Below are 15,970 nucleotides of genomic sequence, written 5' to 3'. Positions count from 1 at the left end.
CCATGCTCCTCTACAAAATAATACGCCTTTCCTCTAGTTCCATTTCCGCAGGCTTGTTTCGGAACAATCGACCAAGGACGAATAAGCAAATGACGCCGAGAAGCGCATACAGTGCGGCAAAAAGCCAAAACGTAACACCAACGTTGGGATTTGTTGTGACCGCATCTGAAACTTTCATATATCCTCTGATAATCCAGGGTTGTCTTCCCACCTCGGCATAAAACCATCCCAGTTCAATGGCAAGAAGGGATAATGGCCCTCCTGCAACAATCCCGGTCAGGAGCCATCGATTATAGGCATTCCAGCGCTTTATTTTGTTGATAGTCAGGAACAGAACAGGAATAGCAAGTAAATAAAAGCCGATGCCGACCATCGAATCGAACAAATAATGGACATATAGCGGCGGCCATTCCGATCTTGGAAAATCGTTCAACCCCACTACGGTTCCATTCGGATCGCCTGTGGCGAGAAAGCTGAGCCCCCATGGGATTTCAATTGCACCGGTTACTTCCAACGTGTCCGGGTTCAAATGACCTCCTACAATCAAAGAAACCCGATTTCCGGTTTCGAAATGCCATTCAGCGGCAGCCAACTTTTCGGGCTGTACCTTAGCCAGAAATTTGGCGGACCCATCTCCGATCCAAATGGTCGCGACAGCCAGAATGAGACCTGTTATCATATTTAGACGGATCGATTTTTTATAATAGACATTTTTTCGTCCCCTTAGCATGGAAAAGGCCGCAAGCATCGCAAGCAAGAAAGCGGCAGTCAAATAAGCGGAAGACAAAACATGAGCAACTTTGGAGGGCATGGCCGGATTGAACATCGCCTCCATCGGATCGATATGCAAAAAGTTTCCGTTGTCAACTGTAAAACCCTGTGGTGTATTCATAAACGCATTCACCATTGTAATAAATAACGCTGAGGCGGAAGAGCCAATGACAATGGGAATAGTCAATAGCCAATGCAGATACGGATTTTTGAATCGGTTCCATGTGTACAAATAGATGCCGAGAAATATTGCCTCGAAAAAAAAGGCAAATGTCTCCAAAAAGAGAGGCAAGCTGATCACGTTCCCTGCCAGTCTCATAAATTCGGGCCATAGTAAACTAAGTTGAAGCCCGATGCATGTGCCTGTTACGACACCTACGGCAACCGTAATGACAAACCCTCTTGTCCATCGCCTTGCCATTAGTGTATAATGAGGGTCTTTCTTGCGTATCCCCATCAACTCCGCAATCGAAATGAAAATGGGAATCCCAACACCTACTGTAGCGAATAATATATGAAAAGCCAGGGTCATTTCAGTTAACCCCCGACTCCACTCCAATGTATTCATCGTATGGTTCCCCCCCTGTTTTTACAATTCACAGCTGTTTTCATATTGGATTACTATTCCACAGTTTCCGATAACTATGCTTGAGGCTCAGGTGTTCTTTAGAAATATGTTATAATCTATGTCCACTGTTTTTCGTTTTATTTAGTGAATATGTATCACCTTTTTATCTAAGCCAAGTTACCTTCCCGGACTCCATATGGTACTCGCCACCGACTATTTTTAAACCGCCATTTACCAACTTCTCGTTTAATGCCGGGTATTCAAGTAGTTCATCCTCAACCATTTTGACATTTTCAATTACAGCCCGGTCAATGATGTCTTTTTCGGATATGCCAGCGGATATCGCCTTTTCAGCAGCCGGTTCAATCTTATTAACAATGGATTGTAAATAAGCTGGATGCCTCCTTCTTTGTAATGCCTCAATAACCGCGCCGCAGTTCTCATGCCCTAAAACTAACACAATCGGAACGTGTAAATGATCCACTGCATATTGGACACTTCCTATGACATCATCATTCACGATATTTCCAGCAACGCGAATCACAAAGAGATCCCCCAGTGATTGATCGAACACAATTTCCGGTGCTACTCGTGAATCGGAGCAGCTTATGATGACAGCGACCGGTTTTTGTTCGGAGATAAGCTGCCTCCGATTTCGAATGACATGTTTTTCTGCTAAATGCCCCGTAACAAATCGTTGATTTCCTTCTTCCAACAGACGAATCGCTTGCACAGGATTCATTTCCTGCTTTATCTTTTCGCTGAAAGCAGGCTGGTTCAATGAACGACATCCTGTGCTGGACAGCAAACACATCCATACAACCAAACAGAGCAGGCTGCGGGACTTCTTTAATGACACAACAACGGCCTCCAATAAATATTTGAATTTTTGAATATTTAACTTATCTGTTCCCTCCCTTCGCAAGATTTATTCCCACTAAAACAAAGAGGCACCTTCATAAGGTGCCACCGCTACATATAATCGTTATTTATAATGGAAGAGGTTCGTTAACGACAGGATCAAGCTGTAACCTTACGAGGACGCCCGCATGCACGAGCCCAGCCCCAAACCCATACAGTAAGGCTTTATCTCCCGCACGGATTTTCCCACTCCGAATCCCTAAATCGAGTGAAAGGGGGATCGTTGAAGACGATGTATTACCGAAGTGAGTTAGACTATGCAACGTACTTTCTATAGGGAACTCCAGTTTCTCACAAAGCGGCTCAATCAGTCGCAAATTCGCGCTATGGGGAATAAACCAGTCCACATCGTTTATTGTCTGACTGCTTTTGTTCATCAATTGATGAATCGAATTGGGTATTGTTCGCATCACCCAACGGAATACTTCCCTTCCGTTTTGGACAATGCAATTGTTGTCGCACAACTTTTGCTCGCCGAGTCTATTGGCAAGCCCTGTCCGATAAATATGGACCCCACCTGTGCCATCGGAGCCAACATGATGACTGACGAATCCCTCAAACTGGTCATCTCTTTCCACGAGAACGGCACCGGCGGCATCGCCAAACAAGACGCAGGTTGTACGATCCGAATAATCTGTAATTTTGGACAGCGTTTCACCGGCAATGACCAGAACCTTCCTATGCAATCCAGAAGCAATCAAGCCATGAGCCATGATAAGTCCATAAGTAAATCCAGCACAAGCGGCACTAATATCAATCGCACCAGCGTTTTGAATTTGAAAATGGGCTTCAATTAAGCAGGATACTGTAGGAAAAGGAAAATCTGGTGTAGTGGTGCAAACAATAATAAAATCCACATCCTCGATTGTCTTGTTATACCGAGAGACGAGATTCCTGACTGCACTTATACAGAGATCGCTGGTAAATTCGTCTCGCTCAGCAATACGTCGTTCATGAATGCCTGTCCGCTGTACGATCCATTCATGACTGGTATCCACCATCTTTTCCAAATCATCATTTGTCAGTTTTCGTTGGGGTACATACGTTCCAATGGCTGTAATACGCGAATGAAACACCAATATTCCCACCCTTCATCCTTATTGAAATTGCTACGAAATCGGAAATTTTTGTCGATATTCATGAAGTTCTTTTTGAAAACGGTGGAAAGGACTGGATAACATTTTTATATTCCGTTTTATTTTGGTTTTCCTTTTCCGATTATGCTGACACTTGTGGAGTTGATCAATCTGTTTATCGATTTTTTCCCGTAGGGTTAGGATAAACCCGATCGCAATGTGAGATTTAGCCAGTTCATGAAGATCAGTAGCAAGAGCCTCACTCAAATTGCGAAGATCCGGAAGGTATAACGACTTTGTCACATAAAAGACCTCTGGCGTAAAGTCCTCACGGTAATCTTGTCCCGGGACTTGCTCCCAAAAGTCATTCCATTCTCGTAGTAGACCAGTTTCATACAAAAAGAACTTTAAAAACCCGCATAACCATGCCGTACAACTTGTATTTCGTTTTTGGCATCCAATACCTTTGACAAGATGTCGACACCCTTGACAACAGGAACCTCCATTGGCGATACAAACGTTACAAATGGAATTGGACCCAATCTCATGTAACGCATGAATCCCCATTGTTATGACGGTTTGTCTGCTTACCTGCATGAAAGGTGTAGTCAATTCGTGAGAGGATGACGAATCTTGATGTGATGAGTTATTACTCGTAGAGTCCGGCATTCGTACCCACTCCTTATGTTCTTTTAATCAAATAATCAGATATTTGAATATAGTGTGTATTATATAGGAGTTGCAACCAAATCACAATCCATGCTCCGGTATGCCCTTCTTTCCAGAATGTTTTTGGGTGAAGTTGTGTTATGATATTCATATATTCAAAAGTATAGTGATTAAGGAGGCGTTAGCCATGAATCAAAATATCCAACAGTTTAAAGCCGATTTTTTTAAGGCGCTGGCGCATCCCATGCGGATTCGAATCCTGGAGGTTCTGAGTGAAGGAGATAAAAACGTAAATGAGATACAGAGTATTTTAGGCTCAGAAGGTTCAGCCGTTTCTCAGCAGTTGGCAGTATTGCGAAATAAAAATGTGGTGACGGGCTTAAAAGATGGTACTTCTGTCATTTATTCGTTACGTGACCCGCTGATTAAAGACCTGCTCGCAGTCACAAAGCAGATCTTTGATAATCATCTCGTTGATGCCATTTCATTACTTGAGGTCATTCGAAATGAATCTTAAACTGAAAAACAAGGGTATCCATGAGCAACATCAAGGATCACCTTGTTTTTTCGTTTTGCAGCCGGAAACATGCGAAGCGACACGAGATTATTACGATTGACATTATTCGATGACAGGAGTAACATTTCACATATATTCAAATAATCAAATATATGAAGAAGAGAAGGTAGTTCAGATGAAATGGATGGGAAGATTTGAAGGATACCATGCAGCCGCATTCCGCAAGGATCTCATTTCAGGCCTCATTGTTGGCATTATCGCCATTCCATTAGGGATGGCGTTTGCTATTGCGGCTGGTGTAAAACCGGAATATGGAATTTATACCACCATCGTTGCCGGTATCTGTATTTCCTTGTTCGGAGGTTCTAAATTTCAAATTGGCGGACCGACCGGTGCATTTATTCCGATCCTTTTCGCAATTGTCATGGAATATGGATACGAAAATTTATTGCTTGCGGGATTTTTGGCGGGAATTATTCTCGTTCTCATGGGGCTATTTAAACTCGGTGCATTGATAAAATTTATTCCTCGCCCTGTAACCATCGGATTTACCGCTGGAATTGCCGTCATAATCTTCAGCGGACAAATTGCCAACTTTTTAGGTTTGAGCGGTATCGAGAAGCATGAGAATTTTCTACCAAATATGAAGGAAATTGTAATGCGTCTCACAACTACAAATCTCTACAGTGTTATCACAGCGGTGGTTTGCTTGGCTGTCATCCTCCTAACGCCGAAGTTTCTACCGAAGGTCCCTGGTTCCTTGGTAGGGCTCGTCGTATCCACTATAGTGGCGACCGTATTTTTTAAAGGGGAAGTTGCAACGATTGGATCGTCATTTGGAGCTATTCCAAGCACCCTACCCCATTTTCATTTCCCTGATCTAACCTGGGATCGCATTGAAAACTTGATTCGCCCCGCCTTTATTATTGCCATGTTGGGCGGCATCGAATCTTTATTATCGGCGGTTGTTGCCGACGGCATGACCGGCAGTCGTCATAACAGCAATCGTGAGCTGATTGGGCAAGGTGTCGCCAATATGGTAACCCCTCTCTTTGGAGGCATTCCAGCGACAGGAGCCATTGCACGAACAGCAACCAATATCAAAAACGGTGCGGTCTCACCTCTGTCGGGTATTATACATGGCATTGTTGTATTGCTGGTGCTCATTTTGTTTGCACCTTATGCATCGGAGATCCCACTTGCTAGTATGGCACCGATTCTGATGCTGGTTGCTTGGAACATGAGCGAACGAAAAGAATTCGCTCACGTCTTAAAAACCAAAACGAGCGATTCCGTTGTCCTTCTCATTACCTTTTTGCTTACGGTCTTTACAAATTTAACGACTGCCGTTGAAGTCGGATTAATCTTGGCCGTAATTCTGTTTGTGAAACGAATGAGTGATGGCTTACTGGTTTCCAAGGTATTGCCTGACCCAACAGCTAAACATGAAAAAGTGAAAGCCCACATGGTAACCGAAGGCCACGATTGTCCACAAATCGGGATCTATACCATCGAAGGCCCTCTCTTTTTCGGCGCCGCGAACATGTTTGAAAAGTCCATTATGGATACGATTCATCTTAGGCCGAAAGTATTGCTGCTGCGCATGGGAAAAGTACCTTTTATGGATACGACAGGTGAATCGAATCTGTCCAGTTTGGTGAAACATTTCGAGAAGTTTGGCGGGATTATTCTTGTATCCGGAATTCAAGCTCAGCCTTTGGATGTATTGAAGAGAACAGGGTTGTATACGCTGATTGGGGCTGAACATTTTTTTGGACATACCGGTGAGGCACTTAACTTCGCGCTATTGCAACTGGATTTGAATAAATGTCTAGGTTGTAAACATTTCGCTTTCCGTGAATGCGCGGCGTTATCAAACAAGGAGTCTCAAAAAGAAGTAATCACCAGCTTGAAGCCAGATCCATCAAGGACCTAACCTATTCTCACTCGGAGTCGCCCCAAAGACGAAATGAGGTGAATGGGAATGCAACTTGCACTTCAGCAGTACAGAGTAGATGTTTTTAAGGTCATGGCTCATCCGCTGCGATTGCAGATTTTGGAGTTATTATGTGAAGGACCGAAAGGTGTCAATGAGCTTCAAACGCGTTTACAAAGTCAAGGTTCTGCGGTTTCCCAACATTTAGGTATTTTAAAAGCGAAGCATCTCGTAATAGGAATGAAGGTTGGAACTCGCGTCGTCTATTCGGTGCAAGATCCTCTTATATGTGATCTGCTCTTCATGACCAAAAACATGTTTAACAACCAATTAATGAGCGTGATTGACATACTTGATACCAGGACTCATTGAACAGCAAGGGTCAGATCGGAAGTGTATGAAATGAGTCAAATTCATATTCAGCAAAAGGGAGAGGGGTTCTCGATCATTCTTTTGAAGCAAACGACCGGCATTCGTCAAGAATTTGGATACTGTACGGGTTATTGCGAGAGCGTCGTATTTGCTTTGGAAAAGGCGAAACAACTACACATTCCAGAACAAAACATTTTATATCAGGGGAGAAAAATTGGTTTTTTTGCTTATAGAGATCCTCTTTAAGATGAAACAATGAGCTGCTTGATATGGTTACCCGTTCGTTTCGACTACAGGAGTATATGGAAGTTTCGACCTTGCTTGAAACAACCTTTCGGCTATCTTCTTGGAAAAAACGATAACGGTTTTCGCTAAACAACTTAAGCGAGAGGAGAAGATTATGAACGATTTAAAAAATAAAGTTTTTTGTTTGACTTGTCAGAAGGTCACGTGTATCTCAAAGGCTATTCATATTCTTTCGACAACAACGGTTTCTGGACAATATCGGAAATCAAAAGGTTGCCATGATTGTCGGGCGGATAATAGAAAAGTGTTCCAACAATCGTATCCTCTATTTAAGCAAACAAGCTTGTGATGTCTTTTTGATCTTCAACTTTATTATTACCTTTATTGCACTGGGAATTATAGTGTATTTATTTATCAAGTCGTAGTCAAACCGATGGTATTAATCTGGAGGTGTCAGTATGTTGCTTGTTTATATCGCGGTTTTTGGAGTAGCCGCCTTTATTATATGGATTACCATATGGGCAACTAGTAAAGCGTATTCTAAAAAATGGGATCGACCAGATGAATAGTTAGCTATTCATGTGAAGGATGTAATGTAAGCGGTTGGGTGTGATTGCCTTGTCCAGTAGCATAAGGAGTTCGAATGACTACCCTGAGAAAAGTGGTGGGACGCTGACCTTCGAATCATTTATTCAATATAGAAAGGAGGTCGATTTTGAGCTCCAATGGATTTGGAATTTTGATGGTTAGTGTTGTTTATTTTGGTTTAATCATCTGTTCTTTTGTTATCTTGAAGACAAACAAGACTCATTCTAAGAAGCGAAAAGAAGAGGAACATTCTGATAAATGAAAGTTTTGTATCTAATTATGAACTCCGATCGCGCGATTTACGAATTATGCGTATTGCGTTCACTTAAACAACAGGTAGTTGAGTTTGGTCCGGGTTCCACCGTCCGGGCAACTTTATCTCACGTAAGGAAAGCGCCGATACAATGTTGACACTTGCCCCAGTATGGCTCTTATAGGCATAACCCCGTGAATATTTTCTTTAAGTTTCCGAATCTGTTTTTTGGTATTAGAACTTAGAGTTCTATTTTAATTTTACCGGTAAATAATAAGGGGAATAAGCATTAATTGAACACCATTGTTCCGGTTCTGCCCATTTTAGGAACCAACGATTACGTCTTACATTAAATACATGTAAACAAAGTGGAAGCCCTTATTTAACAAGGGATTCCACTTTTGGAGTTTGGATAACTGACACTTCGCTGGTACTACCCCTAGAAATAAGAAGGGCTTATATCTTTCCTTCGGGTACAGTGTCCGCGGTACGATCTTTGATAAAAAATGTAGTAAGTAGGGCAATCATACTTCCGATCAATCCGTACAAAAATATGTGATGGATTCCGCTCATAAAATCTTCTGATCTCGTCAGAATTGCCCCCATGATCGTTACGCCTATTGCTGTTCCTATGTTACGAGCAAACATCATAAATGAAGTTGAAATTCCTTTTTCATGCGGTTCAACAAGCTGCTGGGCTCCGATAACGCCTGTTGTCGATAATAAACCGAAAGCGAAACCTTGAATCATCAAAACAAAAAATACATACCAAAATCCATTTCCATCGTGCAAAAAAGCTAGGAAGACTCCGGAAGTCACGAGCAGAATACTTCCAATAATAAACAGACGGCGATAACCAAATTTCAAAATCCATTTTCCCGCCGGAACAGATGCAGAAATCCAACCAAGGGCAGTTCCTAGTAATGCGATGCCACTTTGGAAAACGGAGAGTTTGGTTATGTCCTGTAGAAACAATGGGATATAGCTTGCGGTTCCAAATAAGGCCGCCCAACCAAGGAAACCGTTAATGTTCATCCAGCGAATCGTTTTATCTTTAACAATGGAAAGGGGAACGAGTGGTGATGCTTGCTTTTTTTCAAAGAAGTAAAAGGCAATGATGAATATTGCGCCAACACTGACATAGAGGATTTGATTGCTTTCAACGACAGTTGCCAGAAGCAATACACTGACTCCAATAATAAACAAAAGTGCACCAATATAATCGATACGTGCTTTTTTGGGTGTATACTCCTCATTATATGGTAATAAAGTGAGCAACGTTAGAATGCAAATCGGGATATTTATAAAGAAAATCCATCTCCATGTCATATACTCCACGAAAAATGCGCCTAACAGCGGTGCGATGACTGCGGACAGTCCCCACATTGACGTCCCCAAGGCTTGAATTTTTCCGCGCTGTTGAATGGAAAATAGATCGCCTGCAATAATAGCTGGAAAAGGCATCATGAAGCCAGCACCGATACCTTGAATTCCACGGAAAATAACAAGCTGTACCATCGTTTGCGACACACCGCACAGTATAGAACCAATTAAAAATAAAACAATGCCAAAGGCAAAGACTCGTTTCCGGCCAAACAAGTCTGATAATCGACCTGCGACTGGAGCGAACACGGTGGTCGCGATCATATAAGAGGCAAACGGCCACGCAAAAAATTCAAACCCACCAAGACTCTTTGCTATGATTGGCATTGTTGTATTCATAATCGTTGTATCCATTGATGCAACTAATAGGGCGAGTACAATACTTATCAATACTGTTGTTCTGCTTTTCACCCGGCTTCGACAGTAACCCTCTAAAAGTAGGCACCTTTATAGGTGCTGTGGATATCTAAAATCCTTTAGTGGCGCTGTTTTTCGGACTTGCCCACAGGCACTAACCGAGCGAAAAAACCGAAAACCTGTAGGCACTACATTTCTGTGGATAACTGATGTTTTTCGTTGCCCTTCCTGTAGTATACAGTGTATTATGTAGTTATGTACATACGACAGATTTCTCGAAAAAACAAAGACGGCACCGTTACCCGATACGTTCAGCTCGCACACAATGAACGCCATCCTGTTACAGGAACGCCACAGGCCAAGATCCTGTATCATTTCGGCCGCGCGGACGAGCTGGATACCGTGGGACTCAAACGTTTGGCGGCCAGCATTCACCGCTTCATCGGCGAACCTCTTCCTTCTGGGTCCCCGCCGCCACGCTCCGCAACCGTGACCCTGCTGAAATCGAAGGCGCTGGGCGGCGCATGGTTGCTGGATCAGCTTTGGAAGAAGCTCGGCATCGGAGAAGCGATCACCCGGCGACTGGCAGATCGGGAATTCCGGATGCCGGTGGAACGCGCTATCTTCGCCATGGTGGCAAACCGTGTGCTTGACCCCGGCAGCAAACTCGCCATCGAGGACTGGGTCGATCGGGAGGTCGTCATTCCCGACCTGCCAGCCTTTGAAGTGCAGCACGGCTATCGGGCGATGGACTTCCTCCTGGAGTCGGACGAAAGCATTCAACGCGAAGTGTTCCATACCGTAGCCGATTTGCTGAATTTGGAGGTCGACCTGTTGTTCTTCGACACGACCTCGACGTACTTTGAAACGGAAGAGTCGGAAGAAGACGCGTTTCGCCGAACCGGCTACTCCAAGGATCACCGTCCCGACCTGCCGCAGGCCGTCATCGGCTTTGCCGTGACCCGCGATGGGATCCCGATCCGCTGCTGGGTCTGGCCCGGCAACACTTCGGACATGAGTGTCGTACCGGAAGTGAAGAAGGATCTGATCGGGTGGAAGCTCGGGCGCGTCATCACCGTTGTCGACCGCGGCTTCTGCTCCGAAGACAACTTGCGCGTCTTGCAGCAGACGGGCGGCCACTACATCGCCGGCGAGAAGATGACCTCCGGCAAACCGACGGTCGAAGCAGCCTTGGCCCATCCTGGGCGCTTCAAAACCGTCCGCGACAATCTGGAAGTGAAAGAAATCGTCGTTGGCGATGGAGAAGCGCGCACACGGTACGTGCTGGTCCGAAATCCGGATGAGGCCAAGCGGGATGCGGCTCGGCGCGAGAAGCACCTCGAAGCATTGCGTGCAGAACTGGCCCGACTGAAGGAGTTGGACGGTGATACGCATACCAAGGCGCACTGCCGCCTGCATAGTCATGTGACCTATAAGCGTTACCTGAAAATCGATAAGCGCGGCAACCTGCGGATCGATCTCCAGGCCGTCAAAGCCATGGAGCACCTTGATGGCAAGTACTTACTGCGTACGTCTGACGACACCTTATCCACGGAGGATGTGGCGCTCGGCTACAAGCAGCTTCTCAAAGTCGAATCGGCTTTTCGCACGCTGAAGCAATCCCTGGAGCTGCGGCCGGTGTATCATCGGAAAGAAGAGCGAATCCGCGCTCACGTGTTGCTCTGCTGGCTCGGATTGATGCTGATCCGGATTATCGAAAACCAAACCGGTCAAACGTGGCGGGAGGTACGCTCGCTCATGCAAATGCTACATTTGGTGGAGTACCGACTGGACGCTGGAACCCTCTGTCAACGCACGCAATTAACGCCCGAACAACAAGCAATTGTTTCGGCGCTTGGATTGAAAGAACCCCAGCAAATATGGGATATTTCACTGCTTTGAGCACCACAATTCGTAGGCACCACACGTAGTTATCCACAATCGCCCAGATCCCTTACTCCGCAGGGGATTTCGGCGATTTGTGCATCTACTGACTGTCGAAACCGGGTTTCAATCAAACACCCTCCCAACATCTTGGGATCAATTATTTTACAACAATAACTGGACACTGTACTCTCTTAACCACTTTATGACTTACGCTACCCAAAACAAATTCCTGTAAGGCATTTAACCCGCGGCTTCCTATAATGACCAAGTCCACTTTTTCATTATTTGCATATTCCACAATAGCTGGACCAGGATCTCCAGTAATAATCTTTGTTTCATGATTAACATTTTTAGCAGAAAGTTGTTCTGCAATAGGAAGCAATTTTTGATGTCGTTTCAACTCTATTTCCTCATGATTTTGAGAATGCAAGACTTCACTTTTAATTTTGGATAAGTCTGCTACAAATAAGATTTCAATGGTGGAATCTGGAATCAAGGATGCAATTTTTGCAGCCTCCTGGGCTGCCCGAATCGAGTTTTTTGACCCATCAGCAGCGAGTAAAATACGTTGATACATATTCATCTCTCCCCTACATTAGTGTGCTTTTAATTGAGCATTTGCATCTTGGTATACGGCTAACTTATCTATAATTTTTTTACTAGATGCATTTAGTCCTTTAATCGTGACATGATTATTGTTTTCACGATATTTGATGACTACTTTATCTACTGCGCCTACGCCAGAATCGTCCCAAATGTGTGCATGAGAGAAATCAATAACAATATTTACATCCTCAGCGATATTAAAGTCAAAGGCTTTTATGAAGCCTTCCACAGAAGCAAAGAACAATTGCCCCGTTACATCAAATATGATTTCTTTGCTGGTCTGTCGTCTTCTAACCTCTAGTTTTGAAATCTTGGCCACAAAGAAGATCGCGCTAAGAATAACACCGGCTATAACGCCTTTGGAGAGGTCATGAGTTGCCACAACGATAATGACCGTAGTCAACATTACAAGAGCATCCGTCTTTGGAGCTTTACGCAGATACGAAAATGATGTCCAATCAAATGTGCCAATCGATACCATAATCATAATCCCAACCAAAACAGGCATCGGTATTTGTACAACCAATCCGCCTAATACAAGAATCAGAAATATTAAGAACAGACCTGCAACTAACGTGGACAACCTGCCGCGGCCCCCTGATTTGACGTTGATTACAGATTGACCGATCATGGCACATCCAGCCATACCGCCAAAGAAACCTGTAATAATATTTGCGATACCCTGTCCTCTGGATTCTCTGTTCTTGTTGCTTTCTGTTCCTGTCATATCATCAACGATAGAGGATGTAAGCAACGATTCCAGTAATCCGACAATGGCTAAAGCGACAGAGTAAGGAAAGATGATTTGAAGTGTTTCAAAATTAAATGGAATGTCCGGGATAAAGAAAGAAGGCAGGGTTTGAGTGATTCTTCCTAAATCCCCAACCGTTCCTAAATCTAAATGTCCCCAGATGGCAACCGATGTAAGGATGATAATAGCGATTAATGGGGCTGGTATGGCTTTGAAAAAACGAGGCAATACATATACAATAATCAAAGTAATAGCAACAAACACATAAGTCAGAGTTGATATGCCAACAAAATGAGGGACCTGCGCCATAAATATCAGGATTGCGAGTGCGTTAACAAAACCGATCATGACGGCTCTAGGAATAAATTTCATTAGCTTTGCAATCTTGAATAATCCAAAAATAAGTTGTATGATCCCGGTGAGTATAGTGGCGGCTAATAAATATTGTAATCCGTAATCTTTAACTAGAGGTACCATCAGCAAAGCCATCGCGCCAGTAGCGGCGGAAATCATACCTGGACGACCGCCTACAAAGGCTATAATGACTGCGATACAAAAAGAGGCATATAAACCAACCATAGGATCGACACCGGCAATAATGGAAAAGGCAATCGCTTCTGGAATGAGAGCCAAAGCGACAACAATTCCAGCAAGTATGTCGCCCCTTATGTTTGAAAACCACTCTCTTTTTATTCTTTCAACCACGTTTACTTCCACTCCTTATTTATTTTTAGTGTGACTTTTAACTCTCATAAAAGTCAGGTTCCGTATTAGGCTCATTCATTTTATCACCAAAAGGACCAAAATGGAACCTTTTAGGTCCCTTTTTTGTGGTATGCTTTCAAAAGGGCTTCTGCAGTAAGGAGGGCACGTTATGTTAATTGGTTATATGAGACCCTATCAAGATGATTTAAATTGTAAAATCCAAATAGAGACTTTGAAAGAACTGAATTGTGACCAATTCTTCACTGAGGAGCATTCATCCCCTAAAAAAAGAGTAATGTTAATAAAAATGATGAATGAACTTCAACCAGGGGATACAGTTGTTGTTGCAAGGCTATTTTCATTTGCGGATTCTACCCGGCATCTAGCAGAGCTATTAAATCAATTAAATGAAAAAAGGTCATATCTCTATACTGTTGGCGAAGGGATAAATACGAATCAATCATCAGGATACTCATTTCATGACAGCGTAAATTATTTATTGAATTTTCAAAGTGATGTCATTAGTGAGAATACTAAAAAGGGATTGTATGAGGCGAAACAAAAAGGAATGAGTCCTGGCCGTCCGCGAAAGCCTGATGAGAATGTGAAACGAGCCATTCATATGTATCAGAGTCAAAAGTATAGTCTTGCACAGATAAAGGAAGAGACGGGAATTAGTAAAACTACACTATATCGCTATTTGGAGAGTTGATCTAGTCCAATATAGACTGCCTTAGGGGGAGTACCAGCGAAGCTGATACCACCCGGCCTTCTTGGAAATTTATGAGTCATATTCAACAAACTATTTTGTTCCATACTTTTGGACTTCGTGACAGTGACGCTGGTAATACCCCAATTAACCCGGCCTGGGTTCCGGACCGGGACGAAATAAAGTTGGAATAATTGGATTTAACTAACCTTCAGCAGACAGTGCAATTGCTTTTGTTTCATGAACTGTACCATATGGATGCTCAGGAGGCGCATAGATAACGTAAACTTTAAGGGGGGTATTGCCTGTGTTGGTTACATTGTGCCATTTTCCAGCAGGTATCATAATTGCATAGTCATCATAGGCCATTACTTGAAAATCCAATTTGTCCTTCCTATCACCCATTTGAACAAGTCCCTGACCTTCTTCAATACGTATGAATTGATCAGTTGTCGGATGGACTTCTAAACCAATATCATCGCCAACATTAATACTCATCAGAGTTACTTGAAAATGTTTTCCTGTCCATAAAGCGGTACGGTAAGTTTTGTTTTGCTTTGCTGCCTGGTCAATATTCACTACAAGTGGACTTTGTCCATAATCTCTTAATTTCATTTTTCCGTAGGGATTACTATCAGTATTATACCAATTGTAATAGTGAGGATTATAATCCCGATAGTTGTTATTCCAGCTGTTATGCATCGGATTATGCCATTGATAGTGATGGCATGATTTATGGAACATACTCATTCTCCTCTTATGATTCAGTGTTTACTTTTTTATCATATGCAACTGCCTATATAAAGGAGTGCAAAACCTGCAGTAATGGGCAAGAGCCTAAATAATCACAAGACAAATACAAACTATTTACAAATGGTCCTCGATGCCCAACTCCTGGAACTTGACGAACTGTCGTTCCGGTTTTTGATCTTTAGCCGACACACGGCCATATCCCAGCTTCATGTGTACTTTCTCCCCCATATTAGTTCCACCCGCAAAGTCAATGTAATAAAATATAATTGAAAGTGCTTACGTCCTTGAAGCGAAAGGCGAAGCGTATATATGGTAACGCCAACATTTCGGAAATTCTGTACGCTAAGGACTTCCCAAAAAGCGATGTAAAAAAATGTGGGTGCACAAACATTCTCGGTAATGAATTCTTTTTAATTAAAGAGGAAGAATATCTATTTGACCCTGTACTTAAGTACAGGGTTTATACTACGTGTGAGGTGAAGCAAATGCAGTTTCGTATCGGAGAACTTGCTGATAAATGTAACGTTAACAAAGAAACTATCCGGTATTATGAACGAATCGGTTTAATTACAGAACCTTCTCGTACCGATTCAGGCTACCGAATATATCCAGAACAAACAGCCGATCGTATAACATTTATTAAACGCATGCAGGAATTGGGATTCGTATTAAATGAAATTGACAAATTGTTAGGTGTTGTTGATCGGGATGAAGTAAAGTGCCGCGATATGTATGATTTCACTGTTCAAAAAATAGAGGACATCCAGCGTAAAATTGAAGGCCTCCGAAGAATTGAACGGATGTTGGTAGACCTTAAAGAAAGATGCCCCGAAAACAAAGATATTTAGTGAATGCCCCATTATTAAAACAGTGATGAATTAAAGACTGCACAAGGAGTGATA

At 43.1% G+C, this 15,970-nt stretch carries 13 protein-coding genes and 1 pseudogene; 7 read left to right on the top strand and 7 right to left on the bottom strand.

Annotation, left to right across the window (positions count from 1 at the left end; all coding sequences use genetic code 11):
* Positions 1-10: 10 nt before the first annotated feature.
* The 3 genes from VE23_RS12745 to VE23_RS25875 all read right to left on the bottom strand — a co-directional run bounded on the left by VE23_RS12745 (position 11) and on the right by VE23_RS25875 (position 3,339).
* Positions 11-1,339, bottom strand: a complete 1,329-nt coding sequence (locus VE23_RS12745; protein WP_049868171.1) for a cytochrome ubiquinol oxidase subunit I — start codon at positions 1,337-1,339, stop codon at positions 11-13.
* A 163-nt stretch (positions 1,340-1,502) separates the two neighbouring features.
* A complete protein-coding gene (locus VE23_RS12740; protein WP_049868169.1) occupies positions 1,503-2,120 on the bottom strand; it encodes a carbonic anhydrase in 618 nt (205 codons plus the stop codon).
* A gap of 208 nt (positions 2,121-2,328) precedes the next feature.
* Positions 2,329-3,339, bottom strand: coding sequence for a ketoacyl-ACP synthase III (locus tag VE23_RS25875; protein WP_084781437.1), 1,011 nt, complete (start codon positions 3,337-3,339; stop codon positions 2,329-2,331).
* Between the two features lie 853 nt (positions 3,340-4,192).
* Here VE23_RS25875 and VE23_RS12730 point away from each other — a divergent pair.
* From VE23_RS12730 to VE23_RS12715, 4 genes are all read left to right on the top strand, one after another.
* Positions 4,193-4,522: an ArsR/SmtB family transcription factor gene (locus tag VE23_RS12730; protein WP_036684721.1), complete on the top strand. Its 330-nt coding sequence runs from the start codon at positions 4,193-4,195 to the stop codon at positions 4,520-4,522.
* Between the two features lie 175 nt (positions 4,523-4,697).
* Positions 4,698-6,458 carry a SulP family inorganic anion transporter gene (locus tag VE23_RS12725; RefSeq protein ID WP_049868166.1) on the top strand — a complete coding sequence of 587 codons (1,761 nt, stop codon included), beginning with the start codon at positions 4,698-4,700 and terminating at the stop codon, positions 6,456-6,458.
* 48 nt (positions 6,459-6,506) lie between these two features.
* Positions 6,507-6,830: an ArsR/SmtB family transcription factor gene (locus tag VE23_RS12720; protein WP_049868165.1), complete on the top strand. Its 324-nt coding sequence runs from the start codon at positions 6,507-6,509 to the stop codon at positions 6,828-6,830.
* A gap of 30 nt (positions 6,831-6,860) precedes the next feature.
* Entirely contained in the window at positions 6,861-7,076 is a 216-nt protein-coding gene (locus VE23_RS12715) for a hypothetical protein (RefSeq protein ID WP_049868164.1), read from the top strand.
* A 1,297-nt stretch (positions 7,077-8,373) separates the two neighbouring features.
* On the opposite strand, the gene VE23_RS12710 is transcribed toward VE23_RS12715, so the two are convergent.
* Positions 8,374-9,711 (bottom strand): MFS transporter, encoded by a 1,338-nt coding sequence (locus VE23_RS12710; RefSeq protein WP_049868163.1) that lies wholly within the window; start codon positions 9,709-9,711, stop codon positions 8,374-8,376.
* 201 nt (positions 9,712-9,912) lie between these two features.
* Here VE23_RS12710 and VE23_RS12705 point away from each other — a divergent pair, with 201 nt between their 5' ends.
* Positions 9,913-11,559 (top strand): IS1634 family transposase, encoded by a 1,647-nt coding sequence (locus VE23_RS12705; RefSeq protein WP_049868125.1) that lies wholly within the window; start codon positions 9,913-9,915, stop codon positions 11,557-11,559.
* Positions 11,560-11,701: 142 nt separating this feature from the next.
* Here the strand turns inward: VE23_RS12705 and VE23_RS12700 are convergent, their stop codons facing one another.
* Both VE23_RS12700 and VE23_RS12695 read right to left on the bottom strand, forming a co-directional pair.
* The gene (locus VE23_RS12700) at positions 11,702-12,121 is read right to left on the bottom strand and encodes a universal stress protein (protein WP_049868162.1); all 420 of its coding nucleotides are present in this window, start codon (positions 12,119-12,121) and stop codon (positions 11,702-11,704) included.
* Positions 12,122-12,139: 18 nt separating this feature from the next.
* A complete protein-coding gene (locus VE23_RS12695) occupies positions 12,140-13,606 on the bottom strand; it encodes a SulP family inorganic anion transporter (RefSeq protein ID WP_084781436.1) in 1,467 nt (488 codons plus the stop codon).
* Positions 13,607-13,775: 169 nt separating this feature from the next.
* Here VE23_RS12695 and VE23_RS12690 point away from each other — a divergent pair, with 169 nt between their 5' ends.
* Complete coding sequence (locus tag VE23_RS12690) at positions 13,776-14,318, top strand: recombinase family protein (RefSeq protein WP_049868160.1); 543 nt, start codon at positions 13,776-13,778, stop codon at positions 14,316-14,318.
* Between the two features lie 201 nt (positions 14,319-14,519).
* Here the strand turns inward: VE23_RS12690 and VE23_RS25870 are convergent, their stop codons facing one another.
* Positions 14,520-15,059 carry a cupin domain-containing protein gene (locus VE23_RS25870; RefSeq protein ID WP_084781435.1) on the bottom strand — a complete coding sequence of 180 codons (540 nt, stop codon included), beginning with the start codon at positions 15,057-15,059 and terminating at the stop codon, positions 14,520-14,522.
* A 494-nt stretch (positions 15,060-15,553) separates the two neighbouring features.
* On the opposite strand from VE23_RS25870, the pseudogene merR1 reads away from it, so the two are divergent.
* Positions 15,554-15,950, top strand: a pseudogene (merR1, locus tag VE23_RS12685) (mercury resistance transcriptional regulator MerR1).
* Positions 15,951-15,970 lie beyond the last annotated feature (20 nt).

This window comes from Paenibacillus sp. D9 (genome assembly GCF_001188365.1).
Taxonomy (GTDB): Bacteria; Bacillota; Bacilli; order Paenibacillales; family Paenibacillaceae; genus Paenibacillus_O; species Paenibacillus_O humicus.
Note: the sequence above shows the minus strand (reverse complement) of the source record. Positions and strands in the feature narration are given on the sequence as shown.

Bases quoted from the DNA above. Each gene is read 5' to 3' on its own strand.
- VE23_RS25870 (WP_084781435.1), bottom strand. From the start codon at position 15,059: ATGTTCCATAAATCATGCCATCACTATCAATGGCATAATCCGATGCAT.
- VE23_RS12745 (WP_049868171.1), bottom strand. From the start codon at position 1,339: ATGAATACATTGGAGTGGAGTCGGGGGTTAACTGAAATGACCCTGGCT.
- VE23_RS12720 (WP_049868165.1), top strand. From the start codon at position 6,507: ATGCAACTTGCACTTCAGCAGTACAGAGTAGATGTTTTTAAGGTCATG.
- VE23_RS12700 (WP_049868162.1), bottom strand. From the start codon at position 12,121: ATGTATCAACGTATTTTACTCGCTGCTGATGGGTCAAAAAACTCGATT.
- VE23_RS12715 (WP_049868164.1), top strand. From the start codon at position 6,861: ATGAGTCAAATTCATATTCAGCAAAAGGGAGAGGGGTTCTCGATCATT.
- VE23_RS12690 (WP_049868160.1), top strand. From the start codon at position 13,776: ATGTTAATTGGTTATATGAGACCCTATCAAGATGATTTAAATTGTAAA.
- VE23_RS12730 (WP_036684721.1), top strand. From the start codon at position 4,193: ATGAATCAAAATATCCAACAGTTTAAAGCCGATTTTTTTAAGGCGCTG.
- VE23_RS12705 (WP_049868125.1), top strand. From the start codon at position 9,913: ATGTACATACGACAGATTTCTCGAAAAAACAAAGACGGCACCGTTACC.
- VE23_RS12725 (WP_049868166.1), top strand. From the start codon at position 4,698: ATGAAATGGATGGGAAGATTTGAAGGATACCATGCAGCCGCATTCCGC.